A 22,987-nucleotide genomic window follows, 5' to 3' on the forward strand; every position below is an offset into this window, starting at 1 on the left:
TTTCGATTGGAAAACGCTGCAGCGATTACGCACTGGTGAAAAAATCGGGCAATCATGACTATACTCAAATAAAGGCCGCCGGTATGGCGGCTTTTTTGCGTTTTCATTGACCATGGTCTGTTTGTTCATTTGTTTTTAGCTCTGGACCGAAAAAAATAAAACGTTTGGAGGACAACCTCCCGTCTATAAGTCAGATCAACAAAAATGATTCCAGGGAGGGCGTCATGACAGAACAAGAGCTGGCCGCAGCGGCTTGCACAGGAGACGAAGAAGCTTTTTTCAGCTTCTTATCCATTCATAAGCGCAAGCTCTACGGCATTGCATACAGCTACATGCACAACGAATCCGATGCGCTGGATATGCTTCAGGAAGGAGCTTATAAAGGGTGGTTGAAGTGCCATACGCTGAAAGACCCGGCAGCCATGCTGCCCTGGCTTATCCGCATCTTGATCCGCTGCTGCATCGAAGAAATCAGGCGGCGAAAACGCCGGCCGCCAATCGTGATGGAGCAAGCGTATCGAAACAGCCCTGAGATGGTAAGTGTAGCAAAGCTCGATATGGAGAATGCGCTGAATCGTCTCAAGCCGAAGTACCGGCACGTGATTATCCTTAGATACTACAATGATATGACTATACCGGAGATTGCCAAAGCCCTTGGGAAGGCCGAAGGAACGGTCAAGACGTGGCTTCATCAAGGTTTGAAACAGCTTCGCGGCAAAATAAATTACGGAGGTGAACTTCGGTATGACCAACAATCATGAGGAATGGATGCTGGAGCACGAGTGGCAGGAAATGCGGCGGGAAACAGGAAAAGTATCGGATCAAAGGCTGGACGAGGTACTTTGGCAAGGCGTCCGAAAAGCCTCCACCGAACGGGCGCGTCGCTTGTCCAAGCACCGGACCGCAAAAAGGTTACGGATCACCGCTGCGATCTTGGCGGTTGTTGTGGCAGGCGGGGCAAGCGCTGCGGGCAGTCGTATGCTGCATCTGACGCCTGCCAAGGAACAGGAATGGAGTCAAAATCAGCTTCCCTCCTATACAGAACGCATTTTTCAGGAACCCGATAATTTTCTGCAGATGGTCAAGCAAGCCGCCGAACATGGGCTCTACCATGAGCTGAACCAATCCGTAAACGCAGGAGGATATACGCTCAAAATCGAAGGGATCGCAGCAGACAACCGCAGAATCATTATGTTCTACACCGCAGAGAACGGGAACGGGAACCTCCCTTTACGCCTGAGCTATAACCATCCTCCGAAGCTCCTCGACGGGCAGGGAAGAGCATTGCAAGGAACCTTCACTTGGGACGTCTATGCCCAGCTGCCGAAGGATCAGCCTCTGACTCAGGGCGTGATGGTTTTTGATTTCGATACGCCCGGACAGCTGCCGGTGAGTTTCCAGATTGAAACGACGTGGTCACAGCTGAAACCTGAGGGAAGCAAGGAAAAGACAAGAACCGAAACGCTTGTGGCCCCAGTCACCCTTCAACAGAGTTCGCATGCAGCGGATTTGGAGGAGCGGCCGATCCATGTCGAAATCAATCAGGGCGAACAGCAGGTCACCTTTACTAAAATGGTGCAGAGTCCCTTGCGCACGGACCTCGAATTCATTTACAAGAGCGATACCGGCACACAGATGGACAAGATCGAGGCCACGCTGGAGCTCGTCTCCAAACAAATCAGCTCAAAGCAGCGCTTGGATTTCCATACCATGCTCAGGTACGATCGAACGCAGCTGACACCTAATGGAGGAACGATTTACCTGACGAGCAGCTACTACTCAGAGCATCGGGAACTATGGCTGAACTTTTATTATGCAAGCTTTCAACCCAACCATGAGGTGGAGATTACCGTCGATCCGGACAAGGGGACAATAAGCGACTCCCCGGATGCCAAGATTTTAATCAAGCAAGTGGTGGAGAAAAGCTCTGAGCAATCCTTGGAACTGCGCCTGCTGTACGGATCGAAACAACCGATTGAAGACGGATACTTCGAACTGAAGGATACTTTTACCGATGCGGCGGGACAAAGTCATCCCTTGGTTCAAGAATATCGGGCGGGAAAAGGCACCTACCTCTCGATCCCGAACTACAGGCAGTATCCCGGACCTTACCGCTTCGTCATTCGAAAATATGAGGGTAACGTTGTTCAAATGAAGGAAGCCGAAGAACAGCGTATACGGTAACTGTATATTTCTGTGCATTTCATTCCTTGCCTCAAAGTGTATTCGCTAGGCGTGTAATCTTCTTTAATCTAAGATGCGAAGGGCTCCTTTCTAATAGAGAAGGGAGCCTTTTCTATTGTGAAATTTTATTTCACGGACCTTAGAGCGTATGTGTTGTATTCACTCAGTTTGAGGAAAGGACGAGGTAGTGTTTAGCTGCTGAACCTAAGGCAGTGTAGTGTTGCCAGGCAGTGAGTAGGCAGTGAGTTAATACTCACTGCCTTATGTTTTTTCTGTACAGAGCAAAGCGATTGTACAGCAGCATTGCCCACCCCTACAGCAGCGAGTGTTTGGAGGGTCGAGCGCCTTTGGCTTTGTGCGAAGCACAAAACAAGAAAGCGAGACCGGCCAAATAGGAGCGGCCCCAAACAGGAGCAGCCTGCACTTTTTTACAATTACCATAAAAGAATATTATTACTTCCGAAATAAAATATTATTTCAAAAACCGTTGACCGGAATGAAATTTATCGTTATTATGAAATCAAGAAATAGAAGTCAACACGGATAGGGGGATGGCTATGGATGAGTATCTGGCGGGGTTAACGACAGAAGGGATCAACGATAAAACATTGAGTATAGATGAATGTTCAACCGAAGAGATGGTTCGCCTGATGAATGAACAGGATTCCAAGGTTCCGGCTGCAGTCGCTGCAGAGATACCGCAAATTGTGAGGGCGGTGGACACACTCCATCATGTGCTGAAGAATGGTGGAAGAATGTTTTACGTTGGGGCTGGATCTTCCGGCAGGCTCGGTGTGCTGGACGCTTCTGAATGTCCTCCCACGTTCGGCGTGGATCCCTTGCTGGTACAAGGACATATTGCCGGAGGAGACGGAGCACTGAGAACTGCTGTTGAGGGTTATGAAGACAATGCTGAGGAGGGGGTCGCTTTAATTGAAAGGTGCGGCGTGACAGACAAGGATGCGGTTATCGGCATCAGCGCCAGCGGAAGCGCGACATTCGTCATCGCTGCCTTGAAGAAGGCAGGGGAAATCGGAGCCGCTACGATCGGCGTCGTCAATAACAAAAATTCCAAAGTGGAGCACGTCTGCGACGTATGCATAGCACCTGTCGTAGGGCCGGAAGTGATCATGGGATCAACCAGATTAAAAGCGGGGACTGCACAGAAAATGGTCCTGAACATGCTGACCACCTGTACGATGGTGAAGCTGGGCAAGACCTACAACAATCTCATGGTGGACTTGAAAGCAAGCAATATCAAGCTGCGGGACCGATCGGTGCGTATCATAAAGACAGCAACCGGGGTCGATGACAAGACGGCACTTTCCTATTTGGAAAGCGCTTCCATGAATTGCAAGCTGGCCATTATGATGATCAAAACCGGCTTGGACGCCCAGGCGGCGGAACAAGCGCTGGATCAAGCCGAGGGGAGCCTGAAGAGGGCGATCCGCAATTTTTTGAAAGTGGTCTAATACCAAAGGATATCCTTGAGGAGGCATGTTGTTCATGAAGAAAAGAATGCGTGTATTAGCATCCGTATTTGCCGTAAGCATGGCACTGACCACACTGACGGCCTGCGGCGGCAAAGGCGATTCCAAATCGGCCGAAGCGTCCGATCCGAACGCGAAAGATACCATTACGGCGCTGCTGCCGCCGGTATCTGGCAATTTCCAGGACACCTTCGCGGACATTCAAAAGGAATTTACGGAGAAATATCCGAACCTGACGCTGAAAATCGAACCGGCCAGCTGGGAGGACATGACGCAGAAGCTTGATACCCAGGTGAACGCCGGCAGCCCTCCGGACATTGCATTTATCGGTTCCGACGGCATCTCAAAATACGTTGACCAAGGCATGGCGCTTGACATCAAGGATATCGCCACACCGGAAATGATCAACGATTACGACAAAGGACCGCTGGAATACATGAAGAAGGGCGACGGCCTGTACGGCTTCCCGGCTTATATGGAAGTCCACGCGCTGGGCGGTAACCGCGAGTTCCTCGAGAAGGCGGGCATCGACTGGAAAAAGGTACAGCAGCAAGGATGGACCTTCGATGAGTTCCGTGAAGCCATCAAGAAAGGCGTCGTTTCCGAAGGCGGCAAAACGTCCCGTTACGGCTTCGTATTTGCTACCGCCGGCGTCACTTCGAAAGACTACTTGGGCATTCTGATCAAAAATGCAGGCATGCCTTCCGCATTTACGCAAGATTTGAAATACGCGTACACCAGCAAAAACTATCTTGAAGTACTTAAGGATATCCGCGCATTGATCGACGACGGCTCCATGCCGAAGGAATTGAGCTCCATTGACGCGGGTAAACGTTGGAACATGTTCCTGACCGGCCAAACGATGATTACCGGTAAAGGGATGGCGACCTTCGAAAAATCCGCAAATACGAACAATGAGAAAATCAAAGCCAACGACGGCAGCGCGGTCAAAGGCAGCATTCCTGTGACTTACACGGTTCTCCCGGTTCCATCCTTCCTTGGTGAAAAAGCCGTTTCCAGCGTAGCGGTTGACGGTTACGTCGCATTCCGCGGCAAAAAGGAACCAAGCGAAGCCCATAAGCAAAACGTCGTAAAGGCGCTGTACTTCCTTGCCAGCGGCAAAGTAGCTGCAACCACGAACAACGACCTGTTCGTCGCTCAAATTACGGAAAGCGGCAGAAAAGCGGCGGAAAGCATGCCGGTTGAACGTGACGCGGACAACAAGGCAGCCGTTGAAACGATGCTGAAGAACGCGGCGCCGGCCCGTCCGGACATCCCGGCTGAGCTGGAAGCCAAAGCCATCAAGCTGGAGGACGAAGTGATCGTTCCGAAGCTGCAGGCACTCATTGCCGGCGAGATCAAGCCGGAAGAGATGTACGATGCCGTCAAATCCGCCGCGGTTTCCGCGTTCGGTGAAGACGGAGTAGTGAAAGACTAATCCCTGAATCAAGCGGATAGCCGTGTGCGGGTCACGCGGCTATCCGGTATATAGGCTGTAAGAAGGGATAGGAAAGGAGTTTCGCAAAAGATGGCTCAACTAGCTAAACCGGCCAAAAGACGCAGAATTAGGGGAGACGGAGCCTGGGCGTATGCTTTTATCGCCGTTGCTTTGGTGGTCTTCGCCATGTTTACCGCTTATCCGGTCGTGAGCGCGTTTATTATCAGCTTCCAGAAATACAAGCCGATCGGCTCGGAGTATGTGGGGTTCGATAACTACATCGCCACATTCAAGGATTCCTTGTTTTGGAAATCGGTGGTCAACACGGTCGTGTACACGATTCTAACCGTCCCCGTATCGTTAATTATCTCCTTCGCCATTGCGATTCTGATCCTGCCGCTGAAGAAAAAGCTGCAGACGACGTTCAAGGCGGTCTATTACCTGCCTGCAGTCGCTTCGGGTGTTGCGCTGTCGGTGGTATGGCTGTGGATCTTCGATCCGATGCCGGAAGGCATTTTCAACAAGCTGATCAGTTTGTTCGGCATCAGCAATCAGAACTGGCTTGGCTCCAGCGCCACGTCGATGTTCTCGCTGGTCCTGATGGCCTGGCTGTCCAGCCACGGCACCAGCATTATCATTTATTTGGCCGCGCTGCTCGGCATCGATTCCAGCTATTATGAAGCCGCCGATTTGGATGGCGCCAACTTTTTTCAGAAGCTGTGGTACATCGTCATCCCGAGCCTGAAGCCGACGACGCTGTTCCTGCTGGTTACCGGGGTTATCGGTTCCTTCCAGGTGTTCCAGAATGCGTACCTCATGACAGGCGGCGGCCCGGACAACTCGACGACGATGGTAGGTCTCCTGATCTTTAACAACGCCTTCAAGTACTTCGAATTCGGCAAAGCGGCAGCCCAGTCCCTCGTGCTCGCAGCGATTATCGCGCTGATCTCGCTGGTGCAGTTCAAGTTTATGGGCAAAGACGTGGAATATTAAGAAATACGTCGCTAAGGCGTCATTTCACAGAAGACAGACCGCGCTTCGCGGAAGTTTTTCTTGCGAGATCAGGATGCTTAAGCGAAAGAAGTTATACTTTCTGATCTCTTAAGTAAGGAGGAAGATCCGAACATGGCACTTTACAGCGAACATACCGGAAAGCCGGCGGCAAAGCGCGCCAGAAACGGTGTGATCATTATCATTTTGATCCTATTTGCATTAGCAACGATTTTCCCCATTTATTTCATGATCATGTCGTCCTTTGGCGATCCGATCGAAGCGGGGGCGGCGAACTATTCCCTGTTTCCGACCAAATTCACGCTGGACTCCTATAAATTCTTTTTTGATTACAGCGAATATTCGTACCGCTGGCTGCTGAACTCGCTGATCGTGGCGACGACGGTTATGGTATCGAATGTGTTTTTCGCCAGCCTGGCGGGTTACGCGTTTTCCAAAATCAAGTTTAAGGGGAGAACGGTTCTGTTTACGATCCTGCTGATCGCCATGATGATCCCTTATCAGGTGACTCAGGTTCCGCTCTACATTTTGATCGTCAACATTTTCAATATTCAAAACACGTACAGCGCCTTGATTTTGCCGGGCCTGGTCACGGTCTACAACATTTTCTTGGCCAAACAGTTCATGGGCAGCATTCCTGGGGAAATCCTTGAATGTGCCAAAATCGAAGGCTGCAACCAGTTCCAGATTTATTTCCGGATCATTCTGCCATTGTCCAAAACGGTGCTGGCGGTCATGGCCATCCTGACCTTTATGGACAGTTGGAACACGTTCTTCTGGCCGTTCCTCGTGACAAACACGATGGATATGCAGACGATTCAGGTCGGTCTGAAAAACTTCCGGTTTGCGAATACGACCTATTTTGCGCCGATGATGGCGGGTGCCACCATTTCCGCGCTGCCGATGTTCATCCTCTTCTTCAGCCTGCAAAAGTACTTCCTGGAAGGAGTCACGGTGGGAGCCGTGAAGGGCTGATATGGGGACAAAGGGAGAAAAAGCGGAGCTAAGGCGTCCCCGGTATGTCGTTGGTCTGATGTCCGGGACGTCGGTGGACGGCATCGATGCGGCAGTCGTGGAAATCAACGGCAATCAGGAGGAGCCTCCAGGCGTGCGTCTGGTCGCTTTTGAAAATTCGCCTTACCCGGCGGGTGTCAGGGAAGACATTTTTGCTTTATTCGATCCATGCAACGCAACCGTTGACCGAGTTGGAAAAATGAATGTGCTTTTGGGAGAACTGTACGCCGAGGCGGCTTTGTCCGTGATTGGAAAGGCGGGGCTGTCCGCCGAGGACGTTTCAGTGATCGGTTCACACGGTCAGACGATCTACCATGCTCCAAGCATGGAGCTGTACCATGGCCGTAACGTGCATTACACCGTTCAGATCGGAGAAGGTGCGGTCATCGCGGCAAGAACAGGGATTCCTTGCGTGTCGGACTTCCGGCCGGCGGACATGGCTGTCGGCGGTCAGGGAGCGCCGCTGGTTCCCTTTACCGAATATTTGCTGTACCGGGAGGAACACCGGACACTGCTGCTGCAGAACATCGGCGGCATCGGGAACATGACGGTGATTCCGGCCGGATGCAGCCCCGGCGAGGTATACGCTTTCGACACAGGCCCGGGAAACATGATCATCGACGGGATCGTGGAGCGGCTGTATCCGGGACAATTAACGATGGATATTGGAGGAGCGATCGCTCGGTCGGGCACCGCCGATCCGCGTCTGCTTGGCCGGCTGCAGCAGGAGGCTTACTATTCGCAGCCGCTGCCGAAATCGACGGGGCGCGAGCTGTTCGGTTCCTCTTATATAGATAAGCTTCTGCATGATGCCGAAGCGCTCGGGATGCAGGCGGAGGACATTGTCGCCACGGTGACGATGCTGACCGCCTGGTCGATCGGCGATGCCTATCGCAGATATGTGATGGCAGGCCATCCCGCCGATGCGATGATCGTTGGCGGAGGAGGCAGCTACAATCCGGTGCTTATGGAATGGATTCGCAAGGAGATGGCGAAGGCAGGCGTTCAAGTGCTGACGCAGGAGGCCATCGGCCATAACAGTGATGCGAAGGAAGCCGTAGCGTTTGCCGTTCTGGCGGATTACGCGATCACCAACCGGCCGAATAACCTTCCGCATGTGACCGGCGCTTCCAGACCTGTCGTCATGGGCAAAATCAGCTATTAAAGTGGTGTTCAAAAAGGTCGGTTTTCAGCACCGAGAAGATTGGATGAAGCTAGGGACTGAGGAGCAGAGCGTACGTAGTGGGTACGTGAGCACCGGAAGGCCCGGCTGAATTCAAGATTCGATGCCGAATCAGCTTCCCGATTTACTTCGTGTTAGATATAGAATTTATTCGTTATCAGCAGAGCTGATGAAATTCTATATCGCAAGAAAACCTACATTTTTATCGCGGTCACTCATCCTTGATTGGCCTCGATTGGTTTTCTTCTCAAAGGCGGACTTTTTGAACTACCTCTTAAAGGGATGGAGGGACTCATATCAGATGGTTGTAACTTGGAGTGACCAATACACCGGTTCTGTCATCGGCTTGTGGAACACGGTAGCTGTGCGGGACGGCTACAAGGAGATGACGGAGGCAAGCTTCAGCGGCATATTTACGGGTAATCGCTATTTCGATCCGGAGAACACGTTTGTTCTCGTGGAAGAAGGCGAAGTGAAAGGCTTTGCCTGCGGCTGCACCGGCGGCGATCTGCCGCTTGGAGATCATGCGGGGTACATCACCTGCATCGTGCTTGCCGACGAAGTCTGCACGGATGACAACTACAAGATGATGCTGGAGCATCTGGAAGGGCGCTTTCAGGCGCTGGGCAAAAAGCAGGCCGACGTACTGTTTTTCAATCCGATGATGCTGCCCTGGTACATACCGGATACGCCGCGCCACGAGCATAACAACGCGCCCGGTGTGCCGACAGGCAGCAGGCTCCATTCGTTTTTGCTGGGCCAGGGATACGTGGAGAGGGCGCAGGAATGCGCGATGTACCTGAACCTGTCTTCGTTCTCCATCCCGCAAGAGATTCGCGGGAAAGAAGAGAAGGCCAATGCCGAGGGATACACGGTGGAGCTGTTTGACCAAGGCAAGCATCACGGCGTTACGGACATGCTGCAGGGCTTCGATAATCCGCTGTGGCAGAAGGAAATCGCCCAATCGACCGAGGACGGGGTGCCTGTCGTCGTGGCGGCGCACCACGGTAAGGTGGTCGGATTTGCCGGTCCGGTTATCCGCCAGGAGAGCGGGCGCGGCTATTTTGCCGGCATCGGCGTTCACCCCGAGCATGAGGGACACGGACTCGGCAGCATCCTTTTTTTTAAGCTGTGCGAAGCATTTCAGCAAATCGGGACAGATTATATGTCCTTGTATACCGGCAGCACCAATCCGGCCATCCGGATTTACGAGAAGGCAGGGTTTAAGACGGTCCGGACATTTTCGATCATGAGAAGGGAGTTTTAAAGGTATGAGCGAACAGAAATTGACGATTATGGCGATTGGTGGCCATGTTGGGGATGCGGAACTGACGGCGGGCGGCGTGCTTGCCAGCCATTCCTTGAAGGGCGACCGCATCGTCACGCTGGCACTGACGGCAGGGGAACGCGGCGTGCCCGCGGGTCAGGATATGGCGGAGTACCGCCAGCAAAAGGTGAACGAGGCCAAGGCGTTTGCCGATATGCTAGGGGGCGAGTCCATCGTGTTCGACATTCCCGACGGCGAGCTGAAGGATACTGAGGACATGCGTCTGAGAGTATGCGACGAAATCCGGCGCGTGAAGCCGAACATCATCATTACCCACTGGAAGAACAGCATGCACAAGGACCACGCGACGACGCATAACATTGTGAACGATGCGCGCTTTTTTGCCGGCCTGGCGTCCTTTGAGCGGGAACTGCCTGCGTTTTTCGCTTCCAAGCTCTACTATGCGGAAAACTGGGAGGATGCGGTTGATTACAAGCCGTACGTATACGTGGACTTTTCACAGGAGGCTTTTGATTTGTGGGTGAAAGCGGTATCGCAGCACTGGTTCGTCACGAACAGCAAGTCCTTCCCATATCTCGAGTACTATAAGCATCTGGCACGCGTGCGCGGAATCGAAGCGCGTAAGGAGTACGCGGAAACGTTTATGATTCCGGCGGAAACGATGCGCCTGCGCCAAAGCGAACTGTAAGCGGAGCCAGGCATTTCATGCGCGTTGTGACTGTGACGATACCTCTGTTACAGTCATTTTTTTAGGGGCGTACACTAATTTCACTACCAGGAGGTCGCCATGATCGCTAACGGAATTGACCGGATCGAAGATTATGCCCATCTGCTCCAGGGGAAGCGGCTCGGGCTGATTACGTCACCGACGGGTTTAAACCGTCAATTTGAATCCACCATTCAAATCCTGCATGAGCGGTTCCAGCTGACGGCGCTGTTTTCGCCGGAACACGGGGTTCGGGGGGATCAGGCAGCAGGGGCGCAGGTTGAAACCTACCGGGACCCGATTACCGGCGTGCCGGTGTACAGCCTGTATCGCAAGGACTCCAAGCGGCTGAGCGCGGAAATGCTGGACGAAGTGGACGCCGTCGTTTACGATATCCAGGATGTGGGCGTGCGCTACTATACGTTCATTTATACGATGCTGTACGCCCTGGAGGATTGTGCCAAGGCGGGAAAAGAGTTCATCGTCCTCGACCGGATCAACCCGCTGGACGGGGTGACGGTGGAAGGCAACGTCCTGAAGCCCGGCTTTGAATCGTTCGTCGGCAATTACCCGCTCGCCGTCCGCTATGGCTTGACAGCCGGCGAGGTGGCGTCGATGGCAAACGAGCAAATGGGCTGGAACGCCCAACTGCATGTCGTTCCATGCGACGGCTGGGACCGGAACATGCTGTTTCCCGAAACGGGAAACCTCTGGGTCATGCCGTCGCTCGGGCTGCCGCGCTTTGACAGCGCGCTCCTCTATCCGGGAACCTGTTTGTTCGAGGGCACGAACCTGTCCGAAGGACGGGGAACGACGGCGCCTTTTGAAATCGTTGGCGCACCGTTTGTTGAGGCGGAGAAGCTGGCGGACGAGATGAACGGCATGAAGCTGCCCGGCGTCATTTTCCGGCCGGTTTATTTCAAGCCGACGTTCTCCAAGCATGAGGGCGAGCAGTGCGGCGGCGTGCAGCTGCATATTACCGACCAGCGGGCACTGCAGCCGCTCGAGACGGGAATCCGGCTGATGTATACGCTGAAGCGGAACTATAAAGCATTCGAATTTTTGCCGCCGCACAAGGGCAACAAGCTGCCGTTCATTGATCTTCTGGGCGGGGATGATCTGTACCGGAGCGAGCCGCTGGATCTGCCGGCCTTGCTGGAACAGCTCCGTGAGGAAGCTCGCTCGTTTGCTGACATGAAGCAGCAGTATCATATCTATTAGACAGACGAAGGAAGGGATGACGATGCGGTACGTAGCGGGGCTGGACGGCGGCGGAACGAAAACGGCGGTCGCCGTCGCCGATGAGAGCGGCGAAGTAATCGCTACCTTCGAATCCGGCGGCATCAATTACAACGGGCAGGACGAGGCCAGCATTGAAGCCAGCCTGCGCGACATGCTGGGGCGGATCGGCGAGGCCGCCGGCGGGCTGGACCGCTGCGCCTATCTGTGCATCGGTGCCGCGGGGGTCAGCAACCCCGCCGTGAGCGCCCGCCTGACCGCCAAGGTCAGGGAAAGCGGCTATGCGGGCGGCCTCCTGATCACCGGCGATCAGGAAACGGCATTGAGCGGCGCACATGATAGCGAGTACGGCATGATCCTGATCGCGGGCACGGGGTCGATCTGTTACGGCCGCAACGAACGCGGCGAGACCCATCGCACCGGCGGATGCGGTCACCTGATCGATGATGAGGGCAGCGGGTACGCGATCGGCCGGGATCTGCTGTCCGCTCTGGTCCGGGCCTATGACGGCCGGCTACCGGAAACAGTCATTACGGACTTGGTCTACGGCAAGCTGGGCCTGAAATCGGTACGCGACATCATCGGCTACGTGTACGATCCAGCCCGAAGCAAAAAGGACATCGCCGCGTTGGCGCCGCTGCTGACCCGGGCATGCGAGCTCGGCGACCCTGCTGCTCTGGGTATTGCGCAGCGCAGCGCGGCTTCGCTCGCCGAGCTGGTAACGCCCGTTGCCGAGAAGCTGGCGCTGCAGACAGGGGCGCTGGCCATGGCCGGAAGCGTGCTGCTTAACAACGTGTATATCCGGGACGCTTTTCTGGAGCTTCTGCAGGAACGCTATCCGGAAATAACCTGCATCACGCCCAAAAAAGACGCGGCCAACGGCGCGGTACTGATGGCACTGAATCGTCTGCGGGAAGCAAAATAGCCGCATGACCAAACGGTGAACCGTGAAGTCGACCGCCAACTGGCGGCCAATAGCAAAACCTCCTTTCCTTGCGGCATATGCCGGCATGATAAAGGAGGTTTTTTCGTTGTAAGCCTTATGATAAGGATAAATTTTTTCATACCGTCGGTTGGATATGAATCGTCATGCCGGCGGGTCTCCATGGCAGTACGGGCTCCATGTCAGTACGAACCATCATGACGGACACCTGAACGATCCGCAGAAGTAGGATATTTCAGCAATACGGAAGAAATAGGTAGGCACAGAGGGGCGTATAATGCATAGGAAAATCGGAATGAGGTGCGCATTACATATGGATGACTTCGAGTTGATTGAACGATACCGCCTTGATTTGCAAAAGTATTCCGCCTGGCAGCTGCGGTACATTCCCGGACCGGAGATCTGGTCGATCGGCCAGATGTACGATCATCTGATCGCCGTTGCTATGGAGTACCTGGACTTTGTCCAAATTTGTGCAGAGAGTACGGAGGAGCAGCCACTGGGCAAAACGCCGGCTGGAGATGACGTGTTCCGGCGCGGCGGCTTTCCGCCGGTCAGGATCAAGCTGGAAGGAGCGCAGGCCGCCAGTCCGAATAACGCGTTAAGGAGCGAAGAACTGGACGATGGGCTGGCGAAGGTGATAGCAAGAATGAGGGAGTGGGGGCCGAAATTGGAGGAGGTTCATCCGGACGGCAAAGTCCGGCACGGCGGCTTCGGCTGGCTGAATGCGCAGGAATGGTACCGGCTGATCGGCATGCACTTCCGCCACCATTTGCGGCAGCAAGCGGAGCTGGAAGAGCGGCTGCCAGCGCATCCCGGGGAAATTCAAGTAGAATGATTGCCGGGTCGGTTGCGGATCGAATAGGGAGCAAGCACCTTTTTCCAAGCTTTGGCATCCCCTTCCCAGGTCGCTCCGGCGGGCATCCGAACGATGCGGATCCGCGGGTGTCCCGAATCGATCTCGGCCGTATCCGGATCACTGCTGTGCAATACAAATAAGTATTGGAGATGTGGATTTGAGTAGCTGTTCTCGATCGTCTCGAATATGCGGAAGGCATCTTCGGTATGCTTGACCGTCCGGATCAGCAGCACGTCTTGAACGGATGAGAGGCAGCGGTTGAAGCGTCCGATCCGGCGTTTCAGCCTGTCGCGGAATTCGGGATAATCGAAGAGCGGGGGCCGCTTTGGATCGTATTTAAAATCGTGAAAGGACAGGCAGGTGCTGGCCTTATCCCGAACATAGTGGCAGTTGACCGAATGGCTGTAGACCTCCAGGTTCGGCAGCCGCATAAACCGTTCAAATCGCGATTCAAGCACCTGGCAGAAGCCCGGGGTTGAGGCGAAGTTGAACCAGTCGAAAGGACCTGCTGCCGTGCGCAGCCCGTTCCTCCGCAGCTGGGAGGCGACCTGGCAGCTGCTGCCAAGACTGAATATGGCATCGAAGGACCTAACCATGGTCATGGTTAATTCCCCCTTTCTATTACCAGGACTGAACCTATGATATTCGCGGCGCTCTTAGTCGGAAACGGCATGAATCTATTTTCTACCAAAATGCTGTGACGATAAATTTGCTATAATACTAGAGATTACACCGATAAAGGAGCCAGAGAAATTAACATGACGGAATCCAAAACGTTGGGAAAAACCCAATTTAAGCAGGTCCGCGAGTTTCATTTGGGCTTTGACTGCCCCGCTCCGGAAGAGCCGCAGGCTTTGAACGACAAGCTGGCGATGAACCGCGCCGCCTTTATTATGGAGGAAGTGATTGAACTGCTGCATGCCACGGCCGGCAATGACGAGAGGTTCAAGGCATTTTTTGCCGAACTGATGGAACGGGCGCAGGATACATACCGCAAGCAGCAGCAAAAAGCCTATCCGGAGGACAAGCTGATCGGCCAGATCGATGCGTTCACCGACATTCTCTACTTTGCCAACGGCGGATTCGTCGAAGCGGGCGTGGAGCCGGACAAGATTTTTGAGCATGTCCATACCGCCAACATGGGCAAGCTCTTTCCGGACGGAAAGCCGCATTATAACGAAGTGGGCAAAGTGATCAAGCCGGACCATTGGGAGCGGGACTTCGCTCCGGAACCGAAAATCGCGGCGGAGATCACCCGGCAGATCGAGCTCGGTCCGAAGCGGTTCAAGTAAAGCTGCAGGGGATGAGAGGGAACCCAAAGAAAAACGGCTCATGGCGGATGGAATATCCGTTCATGAGCCGTTCCCTTTATCTAAGTATGACCACCAATTATGAAAGTAAGACTTAGTAGTTTGCGCCGTGATTGAACGGCTTGATTGCATCCTTCGTGTCGTAATTAGCGCCGTGATTAAACGGCTTGATTGCATCCTGTGTGCCGTAGTTTGCACCGTGATTGAACGGCTTGATTGCGTCCGCCGAAGCCACCGCCGCTAAGAGTCCGCTAAGAAGTCCAAGCAAGATTACTGTCGAGAGAATCGTTTTTTTCATCTTTTAATTCACTCCCATAGGTAATTTTTTTAGACAACGGTGTAGTCAAATCTGCAAACCTCTGTTTAGCTTGTCTACGACAATATTATCAGAAAATGTAAAAGTCTGTAAAGGGTTATCGACAAAAAAATTCAACTTTTTCTTTCCGCAATTCGTATAACAAGAAGAATGCTTCGGACAGCTGCAAAAGAAGCCGGAAATTGTCCGGTAGGGCGGTAAAAATATTGTCATTAACTGGCATTCGCAGCCGCGTCTATGATAAGTTCATAGGGAATGGATAAAGGGGAGGAATCGATGAAGAAAAGGATCAACCTGCTGAATCTCGTATTTTTTGTGCCTGCGGTCATTTTAAGCTTCGCGGTTTGGAACGATTACAAGCAGGACGTAGCCCGTGTTGAGGACCGTCTGCAGACGGTGGAGGGTTTGTTTTACCTGGATGGGGGAAGCAAGGTCATCAGCCTGACGGATGGCTCTGACGGTATGGATGCCATTCTTTACGATGCGGCGACGCATCAGGAAGTAACCACGATCCATTTGCGCTCCAACATACATAATCAGTTTGTAGGCACCTATCAGAAAGGGAATCTTGTGATCGCTACGACGGATGACAGTTCGGGGCTGCAGTTGAACGTCATTGGCCCCGGCGGCCATGTGGAGGAGCTTGTTAAAGGTACGCTGGAATTTGACGGCTTTTTAACATCGGCCGTTCATCATTGGAATGGCCGCATGCTGGTCGGAGGGGAAACGGCAAATGACACCTTCGTCGTCGGCGAGGTGAAGGACGGAGTATTCCAAACGGCATATCTCAACGAAGATACGGGACTGCCCGCAAGGCCGACGTCAATGTCCGAAGTCATGGGCAGTTTTAACGACAGCCGCGCCGTCCCCCTCTATGAACTGGATCTGAAAGATGGCAGCACCGCATACGTCAGCGGCCTATTGAATGCACAGCACAAAGCAGCCATGCGGATCAGTCCGGAGGGAGGATCTGGCTTTGATGCAGAGGATCTAGCGGAGCAGCAGTTTGCCGCACTTGCCGGTGTGGATCCTGCCCGGTTGTGGAGGACCGAATCCGGTGAACCGAAGCAGGTGCGGACCTACGATGCGGTCAAGGGGGATTGGGGGAATGTCGTTAAGACCCCTGCTCCGGTATATCAGGCTGCCGTCTTTCCGCTGAACGACCGCGAGACGCTCATCTTCGGCTCGACCGCAAAGGACGAACGGAAAGGTCAAGTCACCGGATATCTCTACGACCGGCAGACCCGATCGTTTACAGATTTGTCCCAGCCATTGTCTAGCCTGGAACCGGAGGATGTAAGCAGCGGCACGCTGTCCTTTTTCAAGGAAACCGGAGATGCGACGCTGTACTTTACCGACGCAGAAAAGTCGGCCGGCTGGCTGAACGTCAAGGGGGGCACGCTCACCCGCATGACCGGCGAAACGCTGCAAACCTGGCAGATTGCTGAAGGCGCCGACCGGATCTCCTGGACAAGCTTCGCTCATTATTTGAAGCGCGGCAATGCGCTTGTCATCAACTGGGCGATTTGGCTGCTGATCCCGCTGGTGCTGTTTGGCGGTCTCGGACTGCTGATCCGGATCATGACAGCCAGACAGAAGAAGTTTACGGCCGAAGGAACGATTGTGCAGGGGACGGTAACCCGACTGCAAGAGACCGGAACCTACGTAAACGAACAACCGATGATCCGCTTTGACATCCGTTTTGAGGATGAAGGAATGATGAAGGAAACGAGCATTAAGAAAGTGGCTTCATACCTTCATGCCCCGCGCGTGGGCGATCCTGTGCTGATCAGCTACAACCGCAAGAAAAATCGCGCGGTATTCGTGACCGGTGACGATCTGCCGCAAACCGCGCCTGAGGTCATCCGGGACGCCGTCCTGACGCGGATCGACAGCTATGGCAAGGCAGGCCGCGGTGAAGCGCTATTGCTTCATTTCGATTCCGGCGGACAAACTTATGCCATCCCGGTAGTGCAGGCGAACGGGTTTGCCTACCGGACCGGGGATAAGGCGGATCTCATGCAAATCGGCGGCGTCACCCGGCTGTACAATTACAACAGGACACGTGACCCGAGAGGGGCGGACCCGCTGACGCTGGAAGGTGAGGTGATCCGGATCGAACATATTCCCGTGGAGATCGTGAACAGACAGCTGATGCTGTTCGAGCTGCTGCTCTCCCATGGCGATCAAAGGTCGCGCAAGGTTAACAGCCAGTTCGTGCCGGTTCTCCTGCCGGTTGTGGTAGGTGCCGTCATCCCGGTGTCGGTGAACAAGGCGGAGTATGAACAAGAGCTTCGCCTCCTTCAAGGCAAGCAGGGCAGCGCCAACGTGACGGCAGTACAGTTTGATGGCACCGTCGGCGAACGGCCATTTGCCCGTATAACCGTTACAAGAAACGGAATTTCGTACCGAATCGAGCAGTCCATCGAACCGGTATACGGCGTGGAAGTCGGCGATGACCTTTGGATCGCTTATGATGAAGAGACGAGGGAAGCCGTGATCGTACAGTACGCTTCTGCGTAAGTATACATCGCCGGTGTCGGGAGAGGAGAGAGAACGACGATGAATATTGAAGATGCACAGCTGCTGCTGAAATGCCATGCTTTTACCCATGACCGCATAGAGCATTGGAAAATGGAAAACGGCTTTCTGGGCAGCCTCCGTCCCTTCCGCGGGGAGCTGCGCGAGGGGAACTTTCATGAGGTTATGGCCGCTCTACGCACGCTGTCGGACGAGCTGGGCCGGGACCAGGTGAACCGGGAACTGATATCCAGCCTGTGGGGCATCTACCATTTGGCCAGGGCCTGGGCTTTGGAGCCGGAAGGCATGCTGCGTTCGAACGGCCTACTTTCGAAGAAACAGATCGAAACGATAGAAACGTGGCTGAACCTGATATCCTATGCCGTCATGATCCTGCTGGAAAATGGCGGCGGGGAGGAAGCTTTCCACGGTTACCGGGAATACGTGCGCAGCCGGGTTCTTCCCCTGAAGGAGGAGCTGGAAACGCTGCTCCCCGGCAAAATCCAGGACGAGGAAATCCGCGGTCTGTACGATCAATATAGGGATCATGGCGGGGCGGCACCTTCGCGTCTGGATGAGTTTGAGAAGAAATTCGGCATCCTTCTGCCGGAGGATTTTCGCGCCTTTTATGAACAAAAAGACGGAAGCGGCTATGCCTTTCATATCCTGTATCCGGGTGAGGACGCGGAAGAGGCGGCTCCTTTTTATCTCATGTCCCTCGCCGAAATGGAGGACGTCAAGCGATATTTCTGCGAGAGGGATGAACTGCTGGAGGAATATTATTCACCGGAGGAGATCGCCAAGCTGGATCGCGAACTCAAGCCCTACCTGTTCCACCGCCAGTGGTACCCATTTGCGAGCATGGCTGGAGGGTCGCTGTATCTGATGCTGGACCTGGATCCGAGCGAAGAGGGGACGTACGGGCAGATCATCAGCTACATCCATGACCCGGATTTCGTGTATTACACGGCCGACTCGTTCACGTCATTGCTGCGGGAGTCCAACCGCAATCTGGCCCAATTGGAGGAAATCGAATACTGATCATGCTGACATCGATATTAAACCAATATCATTCTTCCTGGAGAGGTGAGATTACACAGGGGGCAAGCGGCTGGAACAATACGACCCGGTTTATCGAAGGAGCGGAGGGGCGCGGCGTCCTGCGAATTTACGAAACGCATCGGGACATCGATAAAATCCGGTTTGAGCACGCCGTGCTGGCATCGCTTGCCCGGGACGAACTGGACTTCCGCACCCCTGTACCCATACCTGCCCTGACGGGCGATACGATCGTCCAGCTGGATGACGGGAGTGGGCGTTATGCTTGCCTGTTCAAATATATTGACGGCATCCGTCCCGAATCCACCGGTTTTCGGACCGCGTATTCCTTCGGCGAAGCGGCGGGCAGCCTCTCCGATGCGCTCAGCCGGCTCGTGGTTGCTCCGTCACCCGCCTACCGGCCTTACTATGAGCTGGCCCATTCGTATCCGGGGTGCAGCCCGGAGCGGGTGGGGCAGTTTTGCATCGCGCCGCCTGAGCCCTTCCGCGGCTTGGAGGGCCCGCTTCGCAGGATCGGGGAAGCTCACAGGGAGGTCATCCGCGAACTTGAAGGGCTGGAGCGCCTGCCGCAGCAGCTTGTGCACGGGGACCTGAATGCCTCCAATCTGCTGGTGGATGCAGACAAGCCTGAGCAGGTCACGGCGCTGCTCGACTTTGAATTTTGCACCCGTGACGTACGGGCAATGGAGCCCGCTGTCATCCTTCCGGGGCTGCTGGGGGACGATCCCGATACCGGCATGGAGGCGGCCGTTCAGTTTTGCCGCGGCTTCGGCAGCCGCGTCCGCCTGACTCCGGATGAAATCCGGGCGATCCCGGTGCTGATGAAGCTGCGGAACGTGGACGTGTTCCTGCATTTTATGACCCGGTACGATGAAGGTACGGACGGCCCCGAGGTGCTGCGCGAGCAGATTTCGGCCATTGGTGCCGAACTTGCACGGCTGGAACGGGACAGGACGGCGGTCGAAGCTCTGCTCGAACGATACCTGGGCTCAGAATGACATCAAAGGCGAACTTCCCTTACAACGGGAAGTTCGCCTTTATTTTCAGAAATATCTTACCTGCCTTGAGAACCCTTTGCTATTTTTACGATGATTGTATGGGTCGCTCTCTATTCATGCGGAGCAGCAGAGGTTGATGCTTGTTGACCAGGGCCTCTATCGAACGATAGGGATAAAAATTGTTGCGTGTATTTCTGTGCTTCTTCAAATCTCTTCCTGTTTCTGCAGTAGCGGGAAAGCATCATGAGAATCGACAGGTAGATGGTCTGCTCTTCCGGACGCATATCGTCATGCTGATAAGCATCAAAGCGCTCCGTCAAAGGCGCGATATACTTATCGACGTTAAGATCCTGGGAAAGGGCGCATTCTAAAAGGGTCAGCAATCCGGATAATGTTTCGGATGGATGCTGATTTAGAAATTGGGCGTACTCATCGAGTTTTGTAAGATTTCCCGATAGAAGGTGTACAGACAGTAAATTGGCATAAGCATAAAAAGCATATTGGTCGAGTATCCGCTGGCTGCGTTCGCTTCCGTCCAGAAACCGGCCAAGATCTTTATACTGATCAATACACTTCAGCGATTCCCCGTATTGCTTGTCTTTTTGATAGCCGATTCCCTTCATCAGCAGACTATATCCTATATAATAAATCATCGGTTTTTGTGCCTGTTTATTGTGAATAAATGATTGATACGCGTCGTTGTAGAGCTGATCCGATCGCCGAATCAGAAGTGTCCAATTTTCTAATGAATAGGCGTTGTTCAAGGCGGATACGGCCGTATCCAAATTCATATCTCCATCATTTCCGCAATCGTCCATGGCATCCTCCTAGCATTCCTATTTCTTCCAATGAGTAGAGTATATAAGGTAGGCCGGTTACGGTCAATTTATTGAAAAAAAGAACACCGGGCGTGGTCGCTGCGATTTTTGCGGTTCAACAATCCAATACATGCAAAAGGCGACCTCCCCAATATGACGGAAGGTCGCCTGTTTATGCGCTACATTATTTCTTTTGCACCGTAATTGTCCAGGATGCATCGTCGATCTGTTCGAAATTCGTGACGGTGTGGCCGGCTTCTGCAGCCCAGCGCGGTATGGCTTCGGTGGCCTGCGTGCAGTCGAAGTCGATGACCAGCTCGTCGCCGCTGTTCAGCTCTTCGATCGCCTGCTTGGCTTCAATTAACGGGAACGGACAGACCATGCCCAGAACGGCTAGTTTTTGTTGTTTCATGGAAGTAACCTCCTTAAGATGTGACTAGTTTAACGTAAAGCTCCTAATTAGGTTGTCGTGGTTTGCAGCGAAGCGGACTGCTTCAGCTTGGCTTTGGTGCGAGGGCGGACGTACACGAAATAAGAAGCCGTCCATGTGCCCAAAATCATAAACACGAGGGATACCCAGCCCTGCCATGTCATCATGGCGGTCATGACGAGACCGTTACCGATCGAGCAGCCGCCTGCCCAGCTGGCGCCGAAGCCCATCAGGATGCCTCCGGCAAAGCTCGAAACCGCCGTCTTTGCATCCGGGGCGCGGAAGCGGAATTCCCGGCTGCCTTTGGCGGCGATAAAGGATCCGACAAGGATACCCAGCACCAGGAACATGCCCCAGTTCACATACTTATCGCTGTCTCCCGTAACCAAGTACTGCAAAATGTTAGCGGAAGGCGTCGTGATCCCAAGACCCGACATACGTCCGGTCGCCTCGCTCAGCGGCCAGGCCAGCAGGGCGATCAGGCCGACAAGAATGGCGGTAAAAAACGGATGCCAGCGTTTTTCGAACAGCAGATGGCTGAGCCCGGTACGCTTTGGCTTCATTGCCGGAATGGCCACCTTCGGTTTGCGCAGTGTACGGATGACCATCACGATCGTAATGATAGCTAAAAGGGCGATAAACGGCCAAACCGAAATGCCGAAGGTGTCCGGAATGGAGTTGGCCGGAGCTTCTACTTTCTTGATTCCGTTATTGAGCGGCGCCAAGGCACCCGATTTCATCGTGGCGCTCATCGCCATATAACCGAACAGTGCGATCCAGCTGCCGATCAGTCCTTCACCGGCCCGGTACCAGGTTCCTGTCGCGCATCCCCCGGCTAAAATAATACCAATCCCAAATATAAACGAGCCGACTACGGTAGCCACCCAAGGGAACGTGCCGGCGCTGAATTCGATGAGTCCAAGCTGGATCAGCGCAAACACGCCGATGCTCTGAATCGAAATGGCGATCAGCAGGGCATAAAACATGCGGTTGTCCTTGGTCAGATACATGTCCCTGAATCCGCCTGTCAGGCAGAAGCGTCCACGCTGCATGACGAAGCCGAGCAGGGCGCCGCATAGCAGGCCTGTTAACATCAACATGACGTCATTCTCCTCCTTTGCTTATATACGAGTAATTCACTTTGTTTTATCGGTATTTATGATTTTAACAAACGGGCAGGAGAAGTCAATGGACAAATGTTCCAATGAAACTGACATATCATGTGATCGTGTTGATGAGCGGAGGCATGCCTGACCGCTGCGCCTGTGCAACGTATTCGGTAGGGGAGAGGCCGCAGTACTTTTTGAACACCCGGTGGAAATACGAAGTATCGTAATAACCGAGGTACTGCGATATGCCCGCGACTGTCATATTTGAGCCCAGCAGCAGGCTGCATGCCTCCTGCATGCGCAGCTCATGCATATACCGGATCGGGGACCGGCCGTAAACCTCCTTGAAGACGGCGGTTACGTAATTGGGGGAGCGGCCGATCAAAGCGGCCAGCCGGGCAATCTCGATCTGCTCCCGGTAATGCTCCAGCAGATAGGCTTTGACCGCTTCGGCATATTTCAGCTTGCTCGGTGTCAGTGCGGGCTGTTCGAGTTCCCGGGCCATCATGCCCAGGAGCTCCTGCAATATACCAAGACAGATGATGGAACGGTAGCTTTTCCCGCCCCGCATCTCTTCGTACAGCCTGTCGCAGCGGTGATAGGCGTACTGGATTGGGGAGAGCCTGAACTTGATGAAATGTCCTTGATCCACGAACGGAATTCCCGTCTCAGCCCCGGGCTCGCATGTAAATAAAACGGTATGCTTTTGGTGGGGAATGCCGTCCTTGTTCTCTCCTGAACGGCGGGCTCCGCGGGGGATAAAGAGCACGTCCTCCGCTTCGGCGATCACAACACTGCCATTAATCTCGTACCGGACCTGGCCCTGCCGGACGACGACCAGAACGTTGTACGGAATTGTCTCAAGGTTGGTCCTCCATTGGGGGATTTCATTGTCGAAATTTACACTCATGATTTGAAGCATGCAGCTGCACCTCTTTATCCCATAACTTAATAAAACCCTATCATAATGCCGACTTCTCGTAAATTATGCTTCCTTGCAATCGGCATATATCTTATAAATTGCAATAGAAATGTACATCGGATCAATGAAATGTACATGGACGCATATGGA

The 22,987-nt window shown here is 53.7% G+C and carries 22 protein-coding genes; 16 read left to right on the forward strand and 6 right to left on the reverse strand.

Features of this window, described 5'->3' with window-relative positions; all coding sequences use genetic code 11:
* Positions 1 to 224 precede the first annotated feature (224 nt).
* The 12 genes from ABID47_RS03775 to ABID47_RS03830 all read left to right on the forward strand — a co-directional run bounded on the left by ABID47_RS03775 (position 225) and on the right by ABID47_RS03830 (position 13,334).
* Positions 225 to 761, forward strand: coding sequence for a sigma-70 family RNA polymerase sigma factor (locus ABID47_RS03775; protein WP_354494960.1), 537 nt, complete (start codon positions 225 to 227; stop codon positions 759 to 761).
* On the forward strand, positions 745 to 2,184 hold the full coding sequence (locus tag ABID47_RS03780; RefSeq protein ID WP_354494961.1) for a DUF4179 domain-containing protein: 1,440 nt from the start codon (positions 745 to 747) through the stop codon (positions 2,182 to 2,184). The genes ABID47_RS03775 and ABID47_RS03780 overlap by 17 nt, the downstream gene beginning before the upstream one ends.
* 557 nt (positions 2,185 to 2,741) lie before the next feature.
* Positions 2,742 to 3,656, forward strand: a complete 915-nt coding sequence (murQ, locus tag ABID47_RS03785; protein WP_354494962.1) for an N-acetylmuramic acid 6-phosphate etherase — start codon at positions 2,742 to 2,744, stop codon at positions 3,654 to 3,656.
* A 34-nt stretch (positions 3,657 to 3,690) separates the two neighbouring features.
* Complete coding sequence (locus tag ABID47_RS03790; RefSeq protein WP_076171073.1) at positions 3,691 to 5,112, forward strand: ABC transporter substrate-binding protein; 1,422 nt, start codon at positions 3,691 to 3,693, stop codon at positions 5,110 to 5,112.
* A gap of 90 nt (positions 5,113 to 5,202) precedes the next feature.
* On the forward strand, positions 5,203 to 6,105 hold the full coding sequence (locus tag ABID47_RS03795) for a carbohydrate ABC transporter permease (RefSeq protein ID WP_076171075.1): 903 nt from the start codon (positions 5,203 to 5,205) through the stop codon (positions 6,103 to 6,105).
* 132 nt (positions 6,106 to 6,237) lie between these two features.
* Complete coding sequence (locus tag ABID47_RS03800; protein WP_076171078.1) at positions 6,238 to 7,098, forward strand: carbohydrate ABC transporter permease; 861 nt, start codon at positions 6,238 to 6,240, stop codon at positions 7,096 to 7,098.
* A 1-nt stretch (position 7,099) separates the two neighbouring features.
* Entirely contained in the window at positions 7,100 to 8,302 is a 1,203-nt protein-coding gene (locus ABID47_RS03805; RefSeq protein ID WP_354494963.1) for an anhydro-N-acetylmuramic acid kinase, read from the forward strand.
* A 319-nt stretch (positions 8,303 to 8,621) separates the two neighbouring features.
* Complete coding sequence (locus ABID47_RS03810; RefSeq protein WP_354494964.1) at positions 8,622 to 9,587, forward strand: GNAT family N-acetyltransferase; 966 nt, start codon at positions 8,622 to 8,624, stop codon at positions 9,585 to 9,587.
* Positions 9,588 to 9,591: 4 nt separating this feature from the next.
* Entirely contained in the window at positions 9,592 to 10,296 is a 705-nt protein-coding gene (locus ABID47_RS03815) for a PIG-L deacetylase family protein (RefSeq protein ID WP_089547956.1), read from the forward strand.
* A gap of 99 nt (positions 10,297 to 10,395) precedes the next feature.
* The gene (locus ABID47_RS03820; RefSeq protein ID WP_354494965.1) at positions 10,396 to 11,535 is read left to right on the forward strand and encodes an exo-beta-N-acetylmuramidase NamZ family protein; all 1,140 of its coding nucleotides are present in this window, start codon (positions 10,396 to 10,398) and stop codon (positions 11,533 to 11,535) included.
* A gap of 22 nt (positions 11,536 to 11,557) precedes the next feature.
* Positions 11,558 to 12,478: an N-acetylglucosamine kinase gene (locus tag ABID47_RS03825; RefSeq protein ID WP_354494966.1), complete on the forward strand. Its 921-nt coding sequence runs from the start codon at positions 11,558 to 11,560 to the stop codon at positions 12,476 to 12,478.
* A gap of 331 nt (positions 12,479 to 12,809) precedes the next feature.
* Entirely contained in the window at positions 12,810 to 13,334 is a 525-nt protein-coding gene (locus ABID47_RS03830) for a DinB family protein (RefSeq protein WP_354494967.1), read from the forward strand.
* Here the strand turns inward: ABID47_RS03830 and ABID47_RS03835 are convergent.
* On the reverse strand, positions 13,322 to 13,957 hold the full coding sequence (locus ABID47_RS03835) for a DUF1796 family putative cysteine peptidase (protein ID WP_354494968.1): 636 nt from the start codon (positions 13,955 to 13,957) through the stop codon (positions 13,322 to 13,324). The two genes, ABID47_RS03830 and ABID47_RS03835, sit on opposite strands and share 13 nt — an antisense overlap.
* Positions 13,958 to 14,113: 156 nt before the next feature.
* Here ABID47_RS03835 and ABID47_RS03840 point away from each other — a divergent pair, with 156 nt between their 5' ends.
* Positions 14,114 to 14,647, forward strand: a complete 534-nt coding sequence (locus tag ABID47_RS03840) for a pyrophosphohydrolase domain-containing protein (RefSeq protein WP_354494969.1) — start codon at positions 14,114 to 14,116, stop codon at positions 14,645 to 14,647.
* A gap of 112 nt (positions 14,648 to 14,759) precedes the next feature.
* Here the strand turns inward: ABID47_RS03840 and ABID47_RS03845 are convergent, their stop codons facing one another.
* The gene (locus ABID47_RS03845; protein ID WP_076171102.1) at positions 14,760 to 14,963 is read right to left on the reverse strand and encodes a hypothetical protein; all 204 of its coding nucleotides are present in this window, start codon (positions 14,961 to 14,963) and stop codon (positions 14,760 to 14,762) included.
* 294 nt (positions 14,964 to 15,257) lie between these two features.
* Between ABID47_RS03845 and ABID47_RS03850 the strand changes: the two genes are divergently transcribed.
* The 3 genes from ABID47_RS03850 to ABID47_RS03860 are packed head-to-tail and all read left to right on the forward strand — an operon-like array spanning position 15,258 to position 19,558.
* Entirely contained in the window at positions 15,258 to 17,504 is a 2,247-nt protein-coding gene (locus tag ABID47_RS03850; protein WP_354494970.1) for a hypothetical protein, read from the forward strand.
* A 39-nt stretch (positions 17,505 to 17,543) separates the two neighbouring features.
* Positions 17,544 to 18,542 carry an SMI1/KNR4 family protein gene (locus tag ABID47_RS03855; protein ID WP_354494971.1) on the forward strand — a complete coding sequence of 333 codons (999 nt, stop codon included), beginning with the start codon at positions 17,544 to 17,546 and terminating at the stop codon, positions 18,540 to 18,542.
* Positions 18,543 to 18,544: 2 nt separating this feature from the next.
* Positions 18,545 to 19,558, forward strand: coding sequence for a phosphotransferase (locus tag ABID47_RS03860; RefSeq protein WP_354494972.1), 1,014 nt, complete (start codon positions 18,545 to 18,547; stop codon positions 19,556 to 19,558).
* A 110-nt stretch (positions 19,559 to 19,668) separates the two neighbouring features.
* Here ABID47_RS03860 and ABID47_RS03865 read toward each other — a convergent pair whose 3' ends face one another.
* The 4 genes from ABID47_RS03865 to ABID47_RS03880 form a co-directional block, all read right to left on the reverse strand.
* Positions 19,669 to 20,376 carry a hypothetical protein gene (locus ABID47_RS03865; RefSeq protein WP_354494973.1) on the reverse strand — a complete coding sequence of 236 codons (708 nt, stop codon included), beginning with the start codon at positions 20,374 to 20,376 and terminating at the stop codon, positions 19,669 to 19,671.
* Between the two features lie 184 nt (positions 20,377 to 20,560).
* Positions 20,561 to 20,788, reverse strand: coding sequence for a sulfurtransferase TusA family protein (locus ABID47_RS03870; RefSeq protein ID WP_076171113.1), 228 nt, complete (start codon positions 20,786 to 20,788; stop codon positions 20,561 to 20,563).
* Positions 20,789 to 20,835: 47 nt separating this feature from the next.
* The gene (locus tag ABID47_RS03875) at positions 20,836 to 21,906 is read right to left on the reverse strand and encodes a YeeE/YedE family protein (RefSeq protein WP_145024098.1); all 1,071 of its coding nucleotides are present in this window, start codon (positions 21,904 to 21,906) and stop codon (positions 20,836 to 20,838) included.
* A 118-nt stretch (positions 21,907 to 22,024) separates the two neighbouring features.
* Positions 22,025 to 22,837, reverse strand: coding sequence for a helix-turn-helix domain-containing protein (locus ABID47_RS03880; RefSeq protein ID WP_251676855.1), 813 nt, complete (start codon positions 22,835 to 22,837; stop codon positions 22,025 to 22,027).
* Positions 22,838 to 22,987: the final 150 nt, after the last annotated feature.

The organism is Paenibacillus favisporus (assembly GCF_040545415.1).
GTDB classification, from domain to species: Bacteria; Bacillota; Bacilli; order Paenibacillales; family Paenibacillaceae; genus Paenibacillus_AQ; species Paenibacillus_AQ favisporus.